At 64.5% G+C, this 14,848-nt stretch carries 16 protein-coding genes; 7 read left to right on the plus strand and 9 right to left on the minus strand.

The genetic code is table 11. The features are described from left to right. The first annotated feature begins 97 nt into the window (after positions 1–97). On the plus strand, positions 98–1,204 hold the full coding sequence (locus NO877_RS05840) for a M24 family metallopeptidase (RefSeq protein WP_256395385.1): 1,107 nt from the start codon (positions 98–100) through the stop codon (positions 1,202–1,204). Positions 1,205–1,217: 13 nt separating this feature from the next. Here NO877_RS05840 and psmA read toward each other — a convergent pair whose 3' ends face one another. Genes psmA through folP form a run of 5 tightly spaced genes read right to left on the minus strand, consistent with a single transcriptional unit; the run spans position 1,218 to position 5,787 of the window. Then, entirely contained in the window at positions 1,218–1,973 is a 756-nt protein-coding gene (gene psmA / locus NO877_RS05845) for an archaeal proteasome endopeptidase complex subunit alpha (protein ID WP_256395386.1), read from the minus strand. Between the two features lie 7 nt (positions 1,974–1,980). Beyond that, positions 1,981–2,460, minus strand: a complete 480-nt coding sequence (locus NO877_RS05850) for an Rpp14/Pop5 family protein (RefSeq protein ID WP_256395387.1) — start codon at positions 2,458–2,460, stop codon at positions 1,981–1,983. Continuing rightward, a complete protein-coding gene (locus tag NO877_RS05855; protein WP_256395388.1) occupies positions 2,457–2,585 on the minus strand; it encodes a hypothetical protein in 129 nt (42 codons plus the stop codon). The genes NO877_RS05850 and NO877_RS05855 overlap by 4 nt, the downstream gene beginning before the upstream one ends. Further along, positions 2,569–3,273, minus strand: coding sequence for an RNase P subunit p30 family protein (locus tag NO877_RS05860; RefSeq protein ID WP_256395389.1), 705 nt, complete (start codon positions 3,271–3,273; stop codon positions 2,569–2,571). Before NO877_RS05860 ends, NO877_RS05855 begins: the two co-directional genes overlap by 17 nt. Positions 3,274–3,276: 3 nt before the next feature. Beyond that, on the minus strand, positions 3,277–5,787 hold the full coding sequence (folP, locus tag NO877_RS05865; RefSeq protein WP_256395390.1) for a dihydropteroate synthase: 2,511 nt from the start codon (positions 5,785–5,787) through the stop codon (positions 3,277–3,279). A 112-nt stretch (positions 5,788–5,899) separates the two neighbouring features. Between folP and NO877_RS05870 the strand changes: the two genes are divergently transcribed. From NO877_RS05870 to NO877_RS05890, 5 genes are all read left to right on the plus strand, one after another. Then, positions 5,900–7,537, plus strand: coding sequence for a potassium channel family protein (locus NO877_RS05870; RefSeq protein ID WP_256395391.1), 1,638 nt, complete (start codon positions 5,900–5,902; stop codon positions 7,535–7,537). A 50-nt stretch (positions 7,538–7,587) separates the two neighbouring features. After that, positions 7,588–8,796, plus strand: a complete 1,209-nt coding sequence (locus NO877_RS05875; protein WP_256395392.1) for a potassium channel family protein — start codon at positions 7,588–7,590, stop codon at positions 8,794–8,796. Positions 8,797–8,832: 36 nt separating this feature from the next. Next, a complete protein-coding gene (glyA, locus tag NO877_RS05880; protein ID WP_256395393.1) occupies positions 8,833–10,080 on the plus strand; it encodes a serine hydroxymethyltransferase in 1,248 nt (415 codons plus the stop codon). Positions 10,081–10,229: 149 nt separating this feature from the next. Next, on the plus strand, positions 10,230–10,538 hold the full coding sequence (locus NO877_RS05885; protein WP_256395394.1) for a hypothetical protein: 309 nt from the start codon (positions 10,230–10,232) through the stop codon (positions 10,536–10,538). 115 nt (positions 10,539–10,653) lie between these two features. Further along, the gene (locus NO877_RS05890) at positions 10,654–11,547 is read left to right on the plus strand and encodes a bifunctional methylenetetrahydrofolate dehydrogenase/methenyltetrahydrofolate cyclohydrolase (protein WP_256395395.1); all 894 of its coding nucleotides are present in this window, start codon (positions 10,654–10,656) and stop codon (positions 11,545–11,547) included. 12 nt (positions 11,548–11,559) lie between these two features. Here NO877_RS05890 and NO877_RS05895 read toward each other — a convergent pair whose 3' ends face one another. From NO877_RS05895 to NO877_RS05905, 3 genes are all read right to left on the minus strand, one after another. Continuing rightward, the gene (locus NO877_RS05895) at positions 11,560–11,790 is read right to left on the minus strand and encodes a DUF7385 family protein (protein WP_256395396.1); all 231 of its coding nucleotides are present in this window, start codon (positions 11,788–11,790) and stop codon (positions 11,560–11,562) included. Between the two features lie 61 nt (positions 11,791–11,851). Continuing rightward, a complete protein-coding gene (locus NO877_RS05900; protein WP_256395397.1) occupies positions 11,852–12,562 on the minus strand; it encodes a DUF7117 family protein in 711 nt (236 codons plus the stop codon). A gap of 263 nt (positions 12,563–12,825) precedes the next feature. Further along, complete coding sequence (locus NO877_RS05905; protein ID WP_256395398.1) at positions 12,826–13,113, minus strand: amphi-Trp domain-containing protein; 288 nt, start codon at positions 13,111–13,113, stop codon at positions 12,826–12,828. 204 nt (positions 13,114–13,317) lie between these two features. On the opposite strand from NO877_RS05905, the gene NO877_RS05910 reads away from it, so the two are divergent. Then, positions 13,318–13,593, plus strand: coding sequence for a PadR family transcriptional regulator (locus tag NO877_RS05910; RefSeq protein WP_256395399.1), 276 nt, complete (start codon positions 13,318–13,320; stop codon positions 13,591–13,593). 18 nt (positions 13,594–13,611) lie between these two features. Here NO877_RS05910 and NO877_RS05915 read toward each other — a convergent pair whose 3' ends face one another. Further along, complete coding sequence (locus NO877_RS05915) at positions 13,612–14,787, minus strand: AI-2E family transporter (RefSeq protein WP_256395400.1); 1,176 nt, start codon at positions 14,785–14,787, stop codon at positions 13,612–13,614. Positions 14,788–14,848 lie beyond the last annotated feature (61 nt).

Genomic DNA, 14,848 nt, shown 5'->3' on the forward strand with positions numbered 1-14,848 from the left:
CCTACGTAAGTAATCGTCTCCTACTCACCCTCTCGGCAGGTCTAGGGACTGTTTACTGGTCGACAGCTATACCAATACAGCCGCCCACCTCCCGCTTATGTCACCATCTGCGGATCGACTGGCCGCCTGCCGACGCCGACTGGCAGAGCATCCCGCCGACGGGATCGTGCTTTGTCCGAGCCGGAACCTCGAATACCTCACCGGATTCGCCGACGAACCCAGCGAGCGGGCCCTGTTCCTGTTTCTCACGGTCGACCACGACCCCGTGTTTTTTGTGCCCGAACTGGCTGCCGAGCAGATCGCCGACCGAACGCCGGTCGACGACGTTCGAACATGGAGCGACGCCGAAGGACCGGCCGACCGGCTGGCTGAACTGTGTTCGGAGCTTGAACTCGACGGCGACCGGCTGCTTGTCGACGAGACGATGTGGGCACGCTTCACACAGCTGTTGGAGTCAACGCTCCCGAAGACGACATTCGGGCTTGCCGACGAGCTGCTGGCCGACCTGAGGATGCGGAAGGACGACGCCGAACTCGCTGCACTCCGAGCGGCGGCCGATGCTGCCGATACCGCGATGACAGCGGTTCGGGATCTCGGCTCGGAGGCGGTCGGGATGACCGAGGCCGAACTCGCCGCGCGAATCGACGCCGAACTCACCACGGCTGGCGGCGCGGAGCCCTCCTTCGAGCCGATCGCCGGCTCCGGACCCAACGGAGCGATGCCCCACCACACCCACAGTAACCGTGTCATTGAGGCGGGTGAGCCGGTCGTCCTCGATTTCGGCACCCGCGTCGACGGATACCCCTCCGATCAGACCCGAACGGTCGTCTTCGACGGCGAGCCGGACGATGAGTTTCGGACCGTCCACGAACTGGTCCGCCGGGCCCAGACCGCGGCCATCGAGACGATCGAACCGGGTGTGACCGCGGGCGAGGTCGATGCGGCGGCCCGTGACGTGATCGAGACGGCAGGCTACGGCGAGCAGTTCATCCACCGAACGGGCCACGGCGTCGGCCTCGATATCCACGAGGAGCCGACGATCGTCGACGGTAGTGAGCGGCTCCTGGAGCCCGACATGGTGTTTTCAGTCGAGCCCGGCATCTACATTCAAGGGGCTTTCGGCGTCCGAATCGAGGACCTGGTCGCGGTCACCACTGACGGTTGTGAACGACTGAATACGACTCCGCGTGAGTGGCGGGTTTAAAAGTAGTAGCTGACTACTCGTCGCCTTCGGCGTCCTCGTCGGCCAGCAGGTCGTGTTCGTCGAGGACGGCCTCGACCTCGTCGACCGAGTACTGGTGGTAGGTCTCGTCGTCGACGGTCACCGTCGCCAGTCCGAGACCATCAGGTTCGAGCAGCTCGTCGGTGGCATCCGACAGCGCGCTCAATGCGAGTTCGAGCCCCTCGTCGAGGCTGAGCTCTTCGTCGTATCGCTCTTCGAGGTACTCCCGGATGTCGGCGCGGTTCTCGCCGATAGCCAGCGCCTTCCACTCGTAGGGCGTCCCCGAGGGGTCGGTCTCGAACAGTCGTGGCTCACCGTTCTCGATGCCGCCGACCATGAGGGCGACGCCGAACGGTCGGGCCCCGCCGATCTGGGTGTACTGCTGGATGTAGTCGGTGACCGTCTTGGTGAGCGTTTCGACGCCCATTGGCTCGCCGTAGCGGAGGCGTTCGACCTGGGCCTGGCGGCGCGAGAAGTCGATCAGCTGGCGGGCGTCGGCGACGTGGCCCGCCGAAGCGATGCCGACGTGGTCGTCGGCCTTGTGGAGCTTCTCGACGCTCTCGGGCTCCATGAGCGGCGAGTGGCTGCGTTTGTCTGCGAGCAGTACTACTCCCTCGGCGGTCCGAACACCAATCGACGCCGAGCCGCGTTTGACTGCTTCGCGGGCGTATTCGACCTGATACAGTCGACCGTCCGGCGAGAAGATGGTGGTGCCGCGGTCATACGCCTGCTGTTGGGCTTGTCCCTGCATATATGTGTCACTCGAAATCGAGTTCCGTCGCACTCACGAACCCCGTCGGCATCGAAACCTCGACTGCGTCATCACGCGAAAACGCAGGCCGATCGGCGTCCGCGAACGCCACGTGTCTCTGGTCGAATCCTCCGGTCCGGCGTCCTAAATACCTTTCCTCACAGGCACGTACCGTCCCCGAAATCCCCAGTACGCTGAGGCCGACCGGCTCGCCGTCGACCGCGTCGACACAGGCCACTGCCGCCCGTGCGGGATCGGTTTCGCCCCGGCGTACCCGGATGATCGTCTCGCCGGTGCCGTCCTCGAAGGCGAAGCTGTAGACGGTCAGATCGGCGTCGGCGCTCCCCGGATCGCCCAGCAGGTTCCCCGCGGCGTACCACAGCTCCCGCTGGAACGCCCCGCGGTCGATCTCGGCGTCGGGCGTCGACTCGATCTCGACCGCGAGATACCGCCACCGCGGCCGGATGTGTTTTGGTAGGTGCTTCATAACGAGGTGTTTTCGGATTGATCACGGTCGACGAGCCAACGGTCATAATACTCGGGCTGCCTGTCGTCGTAGCTCGCCGCCGTCGCGGTGAACCGGGCGGCGTGTGCCTCACCCGTCTTCTTCATGTTTCCCCCGTTTGACCCCCGGCGCAATGAACGATTCGTCGGTTCGCTCGCGGTTTCGTGCGGCGAGCCGTCCCCACTCGGCGAGGCCGGTTTCGACCTGTTCCGCGGAAAACCCGATCTGCTCGCCGAGGGCGATCAGTTCCCGCGGCGCGCGAAGGCCGAAGTGACTGGTCGCGTTCGCGCTGACGACGTAGGGGGTGTCGTACTGCTCGACCAGCTCGCGGAGTTTGCGGAGTCCCCGCAGTGCTTGGACGCGCTGGCCGCCGCTGGATCGGAGCACCGGGCCGAAATCGAACTCTACCCGGACGCCATGGGTTTCGGCTGCCCGCGCGAGCACGTGATTGAAATCACCGTTTCCGGCCATCGGGCCCGTGAGAACGTCGATTCGGTCCTGCTCGACTGCATACCGGTTGACGGCGTTGGTCCCACCGCGGACCGAAAGCAGGGTACACTCCCCGCGGAAGTTGCCGATCGAGCCGGAAACACTGTCGGGGCTCTCGGCGTCGACCTCGATCCCGGCGACGATGTCGACGTCGTAGCGGTCGCCGATGGCCGCAGCGTCGTACTCGGCACCCCGCGTTCGGACGACGAGCCCGTCGTAGCCCTGGCTCGCAGCGGTTTTGGCGTAGCGGCTGACGGTGCTCGTCCCCTCGGGGTAGGCGGTGACTGCTTCGTAGTGTCCTGCCATCGGTCACTCGCTCCGTGGGTCGTCGGTGGCCTCCTGGACACCGACCGCCGTCCGGTTCTCGGCGACATCGTGAACCCGGACGATATCGGCCCCCCGACCGGCCGCCAGCGCGGTCGCGGCGACGGTGGCCTCCAGTCTGTCGTCGGTTGGGTCGACGTGGTCGAACATCGATTTGTGGGAGTGGCCGATCAGGATCGGACAGCCAAGTGCCCGGAACTCATCGAGGCGGCCGAGGAGTTCGAAGCTCTCGGCGGCGGTTTTGCCGAAGCCGAGGCCGGGGTCGACGATGATGCGCTCGCGGGGAATCCCGGCCTTTTCGGCCAACAGCACCCGCTCGTTGAGCGATCGAATCACGTCTTCGACCACGTCCTCGTAGTCCACATCCCGGTCGGGAACGACGGGGGTGTCGATCGAGTGCATGACGATCACCGGCACCTCGCGGTCGGCGGCCAAGAATCGCATCGCGGGGTCTTCGAGACCAGCCACGTCGTTGAGAATGTCCGCCCCGGCGTCGAGAGCGGCTTCAGCGACCGCCGCCTTTCGGGTGTCGACCGAAATCTGTACATCGAGGTCGGAGACGGCCTCGATCACCGGCACCACGCGGTCGATCTCCTCGTCGACGCCGACCGGATCGGCCCCCGGCCGGGTGCTTTCGCCGCCGATATCGATGATATCCGCCCCCTCCTCGACCAACGCTTTCGCGCCGTCGATGGCGGCCTCGCGGTCGAAGAAGTCCCCGCCGTCGTGGAAACTGTCGGGAGTGACATTGAGAATCCCCATGACGGCAGTTCTCTCGTCCCATGGATACTGGTGGGAGTCGGCTCCCCCGCCAGTATCGTTTATAAGCCCAACCTGCCTGCGGATCTCGTCGGCGATCCCCGAAAGGCCGAACGGCTGGCTGTCGAGGGTGGCGGTCAGTTGGCGGAACTGGGCGAGCGTTCCCATGAGGACGACATCGTGGAGTTCGCCCGCCGCGGTGACGCCGGAAGTGCCACAGCTCCCGCCGAGGGATCGGAGTTCCCGGTCGAGGATCGTCGCCTGTCGGCCTTCGACCTGCATCGAGACGACTCGGTGGACCGCCCGCTCGGACTCGGTGTCGGTCTCACAGTCGGTGACGTGAGCGTTCGACAGCACGTCGCGGGCCGTTTCGGTGTCGTCGACCTGCTTGGGAACGGCCCGCCGGGTCAGCGTTGTCCGAGCCTCGCCGACCGCGAACAGCGAGCCACAGACGAGCAGACAGTCCTCGGGGTCGGTGCGCTCGCGGGCTGTGTCGAAGGCCTCGTCGACCGACGAGCCCGCGGTCACGTCGTCCGCACCTGTCTTTTCGAACACGCGAGCCAACACGTCGGGGTCCTCGGCGCGGTGGTGGTCGGGCCGACAGGTGACCACGGAGTCGGGGACCGGCAGCGTCTCGGCCATCTCGACATAGCTCTTGTCGCCCATTGCGCCGAAGACGAGATGGAGGTCGTCGTACTCGAACGTCGAGAGCGTCTCGGCCAGCGTCGCGGTCGCCTCGGGATTGTGCGCACCGTCCAGGACGACAAGCGGCTCCTCGCCCATGACCTCGAAGCGCCCCGGCCAGTGGGCGTTGCGGAGCCCGCGGCCGATGGTCTCGGCATCGAAGTCGACTGCGTCGGTGTCGTCGAACGAGCCGACGACCTGTCCGGCCAGCGTCGTGGCGATCCCCGCGTTGAGCGCCTGGTGTTCGCCGAGTAGGGGGAGCCTCACATCGAGTGTGTCCGCGTCGAGCGGAGCCCACGGGCCACGGTCGACCGCGGGGAGATCGATCCGGGCGCTGGCTTCGGTGTGGTTGACCCGCCCCTCGTAGCTCACTGTGCAGTCGGCGGCCTCACCGTCTCCCGTCCCGACTGTCAGGAGGTCGCCTGCCTCGGCCCGGATGGCCTCGCGGGCCTCGCCGGTCGCGCCGGTGACCAGTGGCGTCTCACCCTCGGGGGTGACCTTGGCTTTCGTCGTGGCGATCTCCTGGATCGTGTCGCCGAGGACGTCGGTGTGTTCGAGGGTGACCGTCGTCACGCAGCTCGCCACTGGGTCGACCACACTCGTCGCGTCGTACTCGCCACCGAGGCCGACCTCCAGAACCGCAACGTCGACGTCCTCGCGGTCGAAATACCAGACCCCCATCATCGTCACCACCTCGAAGAACGTCAGCGGCTCGCCGTTGGCCGCGCGGTCGACCAGCCACGGTTTCGTGCGCTCGATGAACTCGGTGATCGCACTGGCGGTGATCGGCCGCCCGTCGACCTGGATACGTTCGTCCAGCGAGGAGAGATGCGGCGACGTGTAGAGGCCGACCGACAGACCGCTTTCTCTGAGGATCGATTCGACCATTTTTGCCGTACTGCCCTTGCCGTTCGAGCCAGCGATCTGGACGAACGGGAGGTCATCGCCGGGATCGCCGAGTGCCGCCCGGAGGGCCGCGGTCGACTCGGTGCCGGGGCGAACCGCAAAACGGCGGAGATCGAAGAGAAAGTCTGCCGCCTCGTGGTAGTCCATACACCGGTTTCCGACTGCCGCAGGTTATCTGCTTCGGTGCAGGGTGGCCGCCGGGGAGCCTGTGGCTCCGGTCTAGCCGAGAAACTAAGACCGGGCGACGAGAGGCACGTATATGCGGGCTCCAACGCGTCGCACCGGCTTTTATTTCCTCCTGGTGATCGTGACGACGCTGCTGTTCACGGTCGTTTATAATACCGGGATGGCCGTCTGGGAGGGTCGTCCACAGCCGCTGTATCGGTCGCTCGAAGTCGTGGTCCAGAGCTTTACGACGACGGGATACGGCGAGGACGCGGGGTGGTCGAGTCCCCAGATGAATTTCCTCGTGATTTTGATGCAGTTCGCCGGGATCGGGCTCATCCTGACCGCGGTCGACATCTTCGCCGTCCCGTGGCTCCGGGATACGCTCTCGCCGACGGTCCCCGAGGTCGCTCCCGAGATCACCGGCCACGTCGTCGTCTGTGCCCACACCTCGCGGACGGAGACTTTTATAAGTGAGCTCGACGCCCGCGATCAGCCCTACGTGCTCGTCGAACCCGACATCGAGACCGCCACCGAACTCCACGAGAGCGGCTACCGGGTTATCCACGGCGACCCGGAGTCGACAGACGTCCTGACTAACGCACAGATTGGCGAGGCGGTCGCGGTCGTCGCCGATGGGGGTGACGATACCAACGCGAGCATCGCGCTGTCGGCCCATGATGTCGCTCCCGAGGTTCGGGTCATTACGCTTGTTTCGGATGCGTCACTCCGCCGCTACCATCTGGCGGCTGGCGTCGACGCGGTGTTGTCGCCCCGCCAGCTGCTCGGCGAGAGCCTCGCCGCACAGATCCCCACGACGGTCACCACCGAGATCGAGTCCGGTATCCCCATCGGCGACGATCTCGAACTGATCGAGCTCACGATCGACGACGAAAGCGAGTTCGACAGCCAGCGGTTCGAGGAGGCGCGGCTCCGCGAGCGGTTCGGCATCACCGTGATCGGGGCGTGGTTCGGCGGCGAGTTCGTGACGCCGGTCGGTCGGGACGACACACTCGTCCCCGGAACCCGGCTGTTGGTCACCGGCGAGCCGACACAGGTCGAGGAGCTTCAGGCGGCGACTGCTGCCACGGTCCGTGAGTTCACCACGCCGCGAGTAGTGTTAGCTGGCTATGGCGACTCGGGGGCGGCCGCGGCAGCTCCCTTGCGAGAGGCGGGCACCGAGGTGACCGTCCTGGATATCGAACCGAGCGGAGCGGTCGACACTGTCGGCGACGCCCGGGAGCCCGAGGTGCTGGCGGCTGCGGGGATCGAGACCGCCGACGCGCTGGTGTTGACCGTTAGCGACGATACGACGGCGATCCTTGCGACGCTGATCGCCCGCGAGTTACACCCCGAACTCAAAATCCTCGTCCGGGCCAACGAGCGGGCCAGCGTCGACAAACTCTACCGGGCGGGCGCGGACTACGTCCAGTCGCTGGCGGCTATCAGCGGCCGAATGCTGGCCGACACCGTCTTCGAGGACGAGGAGGTGTTGGCCTACAGCAAACAGGTCAGTGTCGTTCGACTCCCCGCTGGCGGGTTGGCTGGCACCACGCTCGCGGCCGAACGGCTCCGCACCGAGACCGGGAGCACAGTGATCGCGATCGAGCGTGACGGCGAGACGATCACCGACTTCGACCCCCAGCGGTTCACGTTCACCGACGACGACGAGGTCATCATCGCCGGAACTGACGACGCTATCAGACGGTTCGAGGATCGGTACAGTCGGTAGCCGACCGAGAGCACTGAACGCTTTTGTAGCCGGACGGAGTCGTTCTCTGTATGGACCTGCCAGCAGGTGAGACATCGTCGACGCCGGTCGAATACGAACCAGTGAGCGTCAAAGACCTGCTCGTCGAGATGAAAGACACCGCCGAGCTGTTGATCGATCTCGCCTACTCGGCAGTCCTCCACCGCAACGAGGAGCTCGCCGCCGAAGTGCTCCGGCTCGAACACACGATGGACGTCCTGGAGATCCGGGCCCAGATGAGCCTGCTGATGGCCGCCCGGAGCCCCTCGGACGCCGAGGCACTGGCTCCCGTGTTGAGCATCGTCACCGCGACCGATCAGATCAGCGACGCGGCGGGCGATATCGCCAAGATCGTCCTCGAAGACATCGGCCTCCCCGAGGCGATGCGGGCGGCCCTTCCCGATGCCGTCGAGACGCTCGTCCGGGGGGTAATCGACGACCGGTCGGCGTACGCCGACCGGACGCTCGGCGAGATCGATCTCGAATCCGAAACCGGCGTGCGCGTGATCGCCCTCCGGCGGGGCGACGACTGGCTGCTCAACCCCGGCCCCACCACCGAGATTCACGGCGAAGACATCGCGTTTCTCCGCGGGCCCGAATCCGAGATAGGTGACGTCTACGAGACGCTCTCCGGGAGACCCTACGACCCACAGCTCCCGGATGCCGCCAGGATCGAGGATCTCGAACGCGCGGTCGATACCATCCTCCACATGAAGAACCTCTCGGAGCTCGCAGTCGATCTCGCCTACAGCAGCGTGCTGTTCGATGACGCCGAACTCGCCGAAGAGGTCAGCAACCTCGAAGTCGAAGTCGACGCGCTGGAATCCAGATTCGAGGCGTGGGTGCTGCAGGCCGCCGCCGACGCTGCCGACCCCGTGACGCTCCGCGGCCTCATCCATCTCGGCACCAGCACCGAAGTGATCAGCGACGCCGCCGTCGACATCAGCGAGGGCGTCCTCCGGGAGATCGAGGTCCACCCCGTGGTTCAGTTGGCCGTCCAGGAGAGCGACGAGATCATCACCCGACTCGCGGTCGCCGCCGGGAGCGATCTCGACGGCACCGCAGTCAGCGAGGGCGTGCCGGACGCCGACGTGACCATGTCGGTCATTGCGATCCGTCGACCCGGCGACGGCTGGATTCTGGTCGCCGATGCGGATGCCGAACTCCGGGGTGGTGACATCGTGATCGCCAAAGGCACCCGGACGGCCGCCGAGCAGTTCGACGGGTTAGCCGACGCCTAACGAACCATTTATTGGAAGAGCGGTCCCGTTGTAACTATGAACTACGAGCAGGTGCGGTCGGTCGACCCGGCGGTCGCAGACGCCCTCGAAGGCGAGGATTCCCGGCAGGAAGGGACGCTGGCGATGATCGCCAGCGAGAACCACGTCAGCAAAGCCGTGCTTGAGGCACAGGGAAGCGCGCTCACCAACAAGTATGCCGAGGGTTACCCCGGCAAGCGCTATTATGCGGGGTGTGAGTACGCCGACGACATCGAACAGCTCGCCATCGACCGCGCCAAGGAACTCTGGGGTGCCGAACACGTCAACGTCCAGCCCCACTCCGGCACCCAGGCCAACCAGTCGGTCTACTTTGCGACCCTCGAACCGGGCGACAAGATCCTCTCGCTGGACTTGACCCATGGCGGCCACCTGAGCCACGGCCACCCCGCCAACTTCGTCGGCCAGTTCTACGAGGTCGAACAGTACGAGGTCGATCCCGAGACGGGCTACATCGACTACGAGGGCCTCGCCGAGATGGCCGACGAGTTCGAGCCCGACATGATCGTCTCGGGCTACTCCGCCTACCCGCGTGAGGTCGAGTGGGAGACGATCCAGGACGTCGCCGACGACGTCGGAGCCTACCACCTCGCCGACATCGCCCACATCACCGGCCTCGTCGCCGCGGGTGCCCACCGCTCGCCGGTCGGCGTCGCCGACTTCGTCACTGGCTCGACCCACAAAACGATCCGTGCGGGTCGTGGTGGGATCGTGATGACGAGCGAGGAACACGCCGACGACATCGACAACGCCGTCTTCCCCGGTGGCCAGGGCGGCCCGCTCATGCACAACATCGCAGGCAAAGCCGTCGGCTTCGGCGAGGCCTTAGAGCCAGAGTTCGAGGAGTACGCCCAGCAGGTCGTCGACAACGCCGAGGTGCTTTCCGACACCTTCGCCGACCACGGCTTCGAGGTCGTCTCCGGCGGCACCGACACGCACCTCGTCCTCGTGGACCTCCGCGAATCGCACCCGGATCTGCCGGGCGGCGACGCCGAGGACGCGCTGGCCGAGGCTGGCATCGTGCTGAACGCGAACACGGTGCCGGGCGAGACGCGCTCGCCGTTCAACCCTAGTGGCATCCGCGCCGGAACCCCCGCGCTCACCACGCGCGGCTTCGACGAGGAGGCCATCGCCGAGGTCGGCGATCTGATCTACAAGGTCGTCGACAACCACGACGACGAGGCGGTCATTGCCGAGGTCAGCGAGCGCGTCGACGAACTCTGCGACGAGCATCCGCTGTACGAATAGCTCATAGAGCCCCAACCGTAGTTGTCGCTGTTTCGATTGTTTCCACCGGTCGTCCGTTTTCGATCCGATGAGAGTCCAGCGTCGGTCCGACTCAGACACCTTCGGCAGATACATAATCGCTGTGGCTCTCATGTCGAGACAACGAACTGATGGAACACAGGAACTTCCACATCGTTGGCTACGGACTGGCACTGTGTGGGTGTCTCACAATCGGTATCAGTGTTGTCCTCTCTGAGAGTCCTGTGGGCTCCGAGGTAGCCCCCTTCGGTGTCATCATTCTTGGAGGGGCACTGGCCCTCGTCCTCGGGCTCAGGAACGTCCTCGCAAAGACGAGGGCAGAATACGATCTGGAGCACTCGGTTGCCTACCGAGTCGCCAACTGGGGCGCTGCGATCATCGTCGTCAGTTCCGGGCTGCTGCTGTTTGCAGTCGGCACCGCCTCTCTCGTATTCGGGTGAGTCCTCACCCCGATTTGCGACCAGTCGGGGCCCGCTGATTCCTCACGGACTCAGCCACCCCCAGGTCCAATTGGCTTCCGAATCCTTTTGCCGATTGCCCGCCGTCTATCGCCTAATGACCGAGATTATCGACGGCAAGGCCGTCGCCAGCGACATCCGCGAGGAGATCACCGGCTGTGTCGAGAGCCTCGAAGCCGAGGGCGTGACTCCTGGACTCGCCACCGTCCTGATGAGCGACGACGCCGCCAGCGAGACCTACGTCTCGATGAAACAACGCGACTGCGAGGAGGTCGGAATTAATGGCATCCACGTCGAGATCGACCCAGAGGCCCCTGCCGAGGAACTGTTCGAGACGATCGACGATCTCAACAACGACCCCGAGGTCCACGGTATTCTCGTCCAGTTGCCGGTCCCCGATCACGTCGACAAACGCGAGGTCATCCGTGCGATCGACCCCGCCAAGGACGTCGACGGCTTCCATCCCGAGAACGTCGGCCGCCTCGTCGCTGGCGACGCCCGATTCAAACCCTGTACCCCCCACGGCGTCCAGAAGCTCCTGGAGTACTACGAGATCGAAACCGAGGGCGCGGACGCGGTGGTCGTCGGCCGGTCGGATATCGTCGGCAAACCGCTGGCGAACCTCCTCATTCAGAAGGCCCCGCAGGGCAACGCCACGACGACGGTCTGTCACTCCCGCACGGACGATCTCGCTGCGAAGACAGGCGACGCCGATATCGTCGTTGCCGCCGCGGGCGTCCCGGAGTTTATCGATGGGTCGATGCTCCAGGAGGGAGCGACGGTCATCGACGTGGGTGTCAACCGCGTGGATGCGGACACCGACAAAGGCTACGCGCTCGTGGGCGATGTCGACTACGAGAGTGCCGAGGAGGTCGCGGGTGCGATCACGCCGGTCCCCGGCGGTGTCGGTCCGATGACCCGTGCAATGCTCCTGTACAATACCGTCAAAGCCGCAGGCGAACAGGCTGGCGTCGACATCGAACTCCCCTAAGAACAGTCGGCCTCAGTGCCGAAACAGATAGAGTGCGTCCTCTTGGTTCAACAGACAGAAACGCGCGCCGTCGTTTTCGGGGAACGTCGTTCCGCGTTTTTTCGTGAGGAACAGCCGGTCGAATACGTCGCTACAGACCGGACACGGGACGTCCTTCCGGTTGTCGTAGAGCCCCGTTTTGCCCGTGTCTTTCAGCTGTTTCATCTCGTGTCTGTGGTCGTGAACGTCGAACGGCTCGGGCATACCGCACCGAACACAGCCGACCGATTTGGTGTTTTCGACGCCGGGGGTCGTCGCTGTCGGCTCAGCCCAGTCGCTTCAGTCGGTCACGGGCCGACGGCAGCGCGTCGTCGTCGCCGCGGAGGTGGTCGCCGATTTCGCGGGTCGCCGCGACCAGTTGATCGGCGGTGTCGGCCGGGATCTCCCCCTGGAGGGCCTCAGCACGTTTGAGTTGGTCTCGGAGTGTGCCGAGGGTTTTGGCGGCTTCGGGGTCGGGATGGTCTTCAAGCCACGTCCGCAGATCCCGGCGGTAGGCCGCGACCGCGTCGGCGACTGCCAACCCTCTGGCGGCCGAAAGCGAGTCGGGGAGGTCGGTCTCCGGCGGCCACTCGCCGGATTCCGCCCCGCCCAGCAGTTCGAGGACGTACAGCTCCTCGGCCTCGCTCGGTCCGTGGCTTCGGGCGGCGAGATCCGCGGCGTGGAGCAGCTCTCTGGCGGCGAGATACCGGTTGTCGAGCGGCTGCAGCTCGCCGCCGTTTATAAATCCGCGCTTGCGGGTGTAGGTTCGGAGTCGCTCTTTGAGGTCGTCGACGACGTGGTCGAGCGGCTCGGTCGCCAGCGTTCGCCGTACCGGCTCCAGATCGAGTTCGGCTGGCGAATCCGTGTGAGTTCGTCGGGCCTCGTCGACGCCGACGCTTCGCATCGCCCCGCAGTTCGGGCAGGTGATGCTCCCAGTCTCGTAGTAGGACCACTGTGTCTCACAGGACTGACACTCCCGTGTTCCCCGTATTTTCATAGGCTGGGTTGAGCCGGTAGCCCGAAAAACCGTTCGTCGTCAGCGGGTCAACACGACAGCCGATGTGACAATCTGGTATCAACTGTGATATCTTCATGAACATATTTATAAGCATGTGGCAACGAATACAGGATGACGCTTCGCTTTGGAGGGCCGAAGCGTCAGCGGGGACCACAACGGAACGGATGCGCACAATTTGTGTCGCTTACGTTCCCCTTTTCAAACGACGCCAAACAAAGAGCGACGGCGCTGTGATCGGTCGGCTACTCGATACTGAGCGACCCGCTTTTGCCTGCTGACGAGCCGTTTTCGTCCCACTCGATTTCGAGTTCGAGCGATTTCTCGGGGTTTCGACCACCCTTGTCCGTTTCGCGTTCGGCCTTGACCTCGAAGGTCGGTCGGTCCGGTACCTCGAGGGTCACGTTCTCGCTGCCAGCCGACAGCGTCACCGCCTCGCCAGCCGAGAGCTTGTCGGCGACCGCTCGCAGGTAGTCGGCGATCTCTTGGCGGGACTGTGTCGACTCCGATTTGAATAGTACTTCTTCGGGCATATCTTCCTAAAGGGTCGGCTAGATTATAAATGATTGTCACGGGACCAATCCCATCGATGGTTGCTGTGACAATGGTCTGTTGTCCGGATACACCCGCAGTCGACCGCAAATCCTGCCGGAAAACGTCCCGAGTGGCAACTACGTTCGGTGTCAGGTCGGTAAATTTATTTATTTTAGAGAATAACCTGAAATCGGATATTACCGATGTACGACTTAACCGGATTCCAACGTGATCTGCTCTACGTCATCGCGGGGCTGGAGGAGCCACACGGGCTGGCGATCAAAGAGGAGCTCGAAGACTACTACGAAAAGGAGATCCACCACGGGCGGCTGTATCCGAACCTCGACACGCTCGTCGACAAGGGGCTCGTCGAGAAGGGCCAACAGGACCGCCGCACCAACTTCTATACGATGACCCGACGCGGCCGCCGGGAGATCGACGCCCGCTCGGACTGGGAAGAACAGTACCTTCCGGCCTGACGGCCGAGGGAGACGGGGTTATTCTGCCGACTCGGCTGGCCCGGCCGGTGGCTGGTCGTCGGTCGTCTCGACTGCATCTGGCACACGAAGCGGCGTTCCGACTAGTGGTATCGTTGGGGGCTCGTCGGCCGCGAGGAGGTCCGGCAGGACGATTCTGGCGAACTGAAGCACCAACACCAACAGGACGGGCATGAGGAACAGCCCGTACCAGCCGAACAGCAGTGGCCCCAGCGTGTAGGCAAGCATTAGCGCGCCGACGTGGACGTTCTGCCCCGAGACGTAGGGCCGCAAGACGAGATCCGGAATCGAGTCGACGATCACCAGCGACACGACAAAAAAGACGGCGACGAACCAGAGGCTCTCGGTTGCAGCCGTCGTGAGACTCTGGACTGCCATGTAGATGCCGACCGGAATATACACCAGTTTCATGCCGACGACCGGAATGAGGCTCGCGACGCCTGCCAGCAGGCCGACCAGCGCCGCCGCCGGGATCGCCACGTCGCTTGGGGCGACAATATTTAACAGCGAGTAGGTGATCACCCCGATCGTACCGGTGAACACCGCGTTGAGGATGTTCCCGAAGAAAATATCCTTGAGGTCTCGATCGACGGCGACGAGATACCGCCGGAACAGCGTGCCTTTCTCGCCGAAGGCATCCAGGAGCCACGCGGCGATCCGGTGGTCGTCCCGCAGCAGGTAGAACGCGAGTGCGACCATCACGAACAGGTTGATGAGCGCGATCGCCAGCACGGTCAGCGTCTCGACCGCGGAGGTCAGCGAGTCGAGCACCGATCCCACCAGTTCGGTGCTCATGAACTGGGTGAGATCGGTCGACAGGAGCGTTGCCGGATCGGCGAGCCGGTCGAAGGTCGTCGGATCGAGGCCGAAATCCTCGGGGTCGAGCGCCGTCGACTGGGTGAGGTCGTTGAGCTGTCGGAAGACGATCAACAGTGCGTAGCCCACCAGCGCGAGGGCAGGGAGTGCGAGGGCGAAAATCGAGATGCCCGCGGCGACACTCGGCTCGCCGATCCGGCCCTCGATCCGGTTGTACACCGGCCGGGTCGCATAGTAGAGGAACAGCCCGAAGACGAGCGTCCCGATAAACGCCTGGACGACGTAGGCGACCGCACCGAGGAGGGCGATCCCGACGAGCACCCAGACGGGATGCTGGCGGAGCGTCGATTGAATCGACATAACTAGCGTCCAACGGGATAGGTGAAAAAGGATACTGACTCGATGTCGGCGCAGTGACCAG

The sequence above is a fragment of the Halohasta litorea genome, from assembly GCF_024494645.1.
Lineage (GTDB): Archaea > Halobacteriota > Halobacteria > Halobacteriales > Haloferacaceae > Halohasta > Halohasta litorea.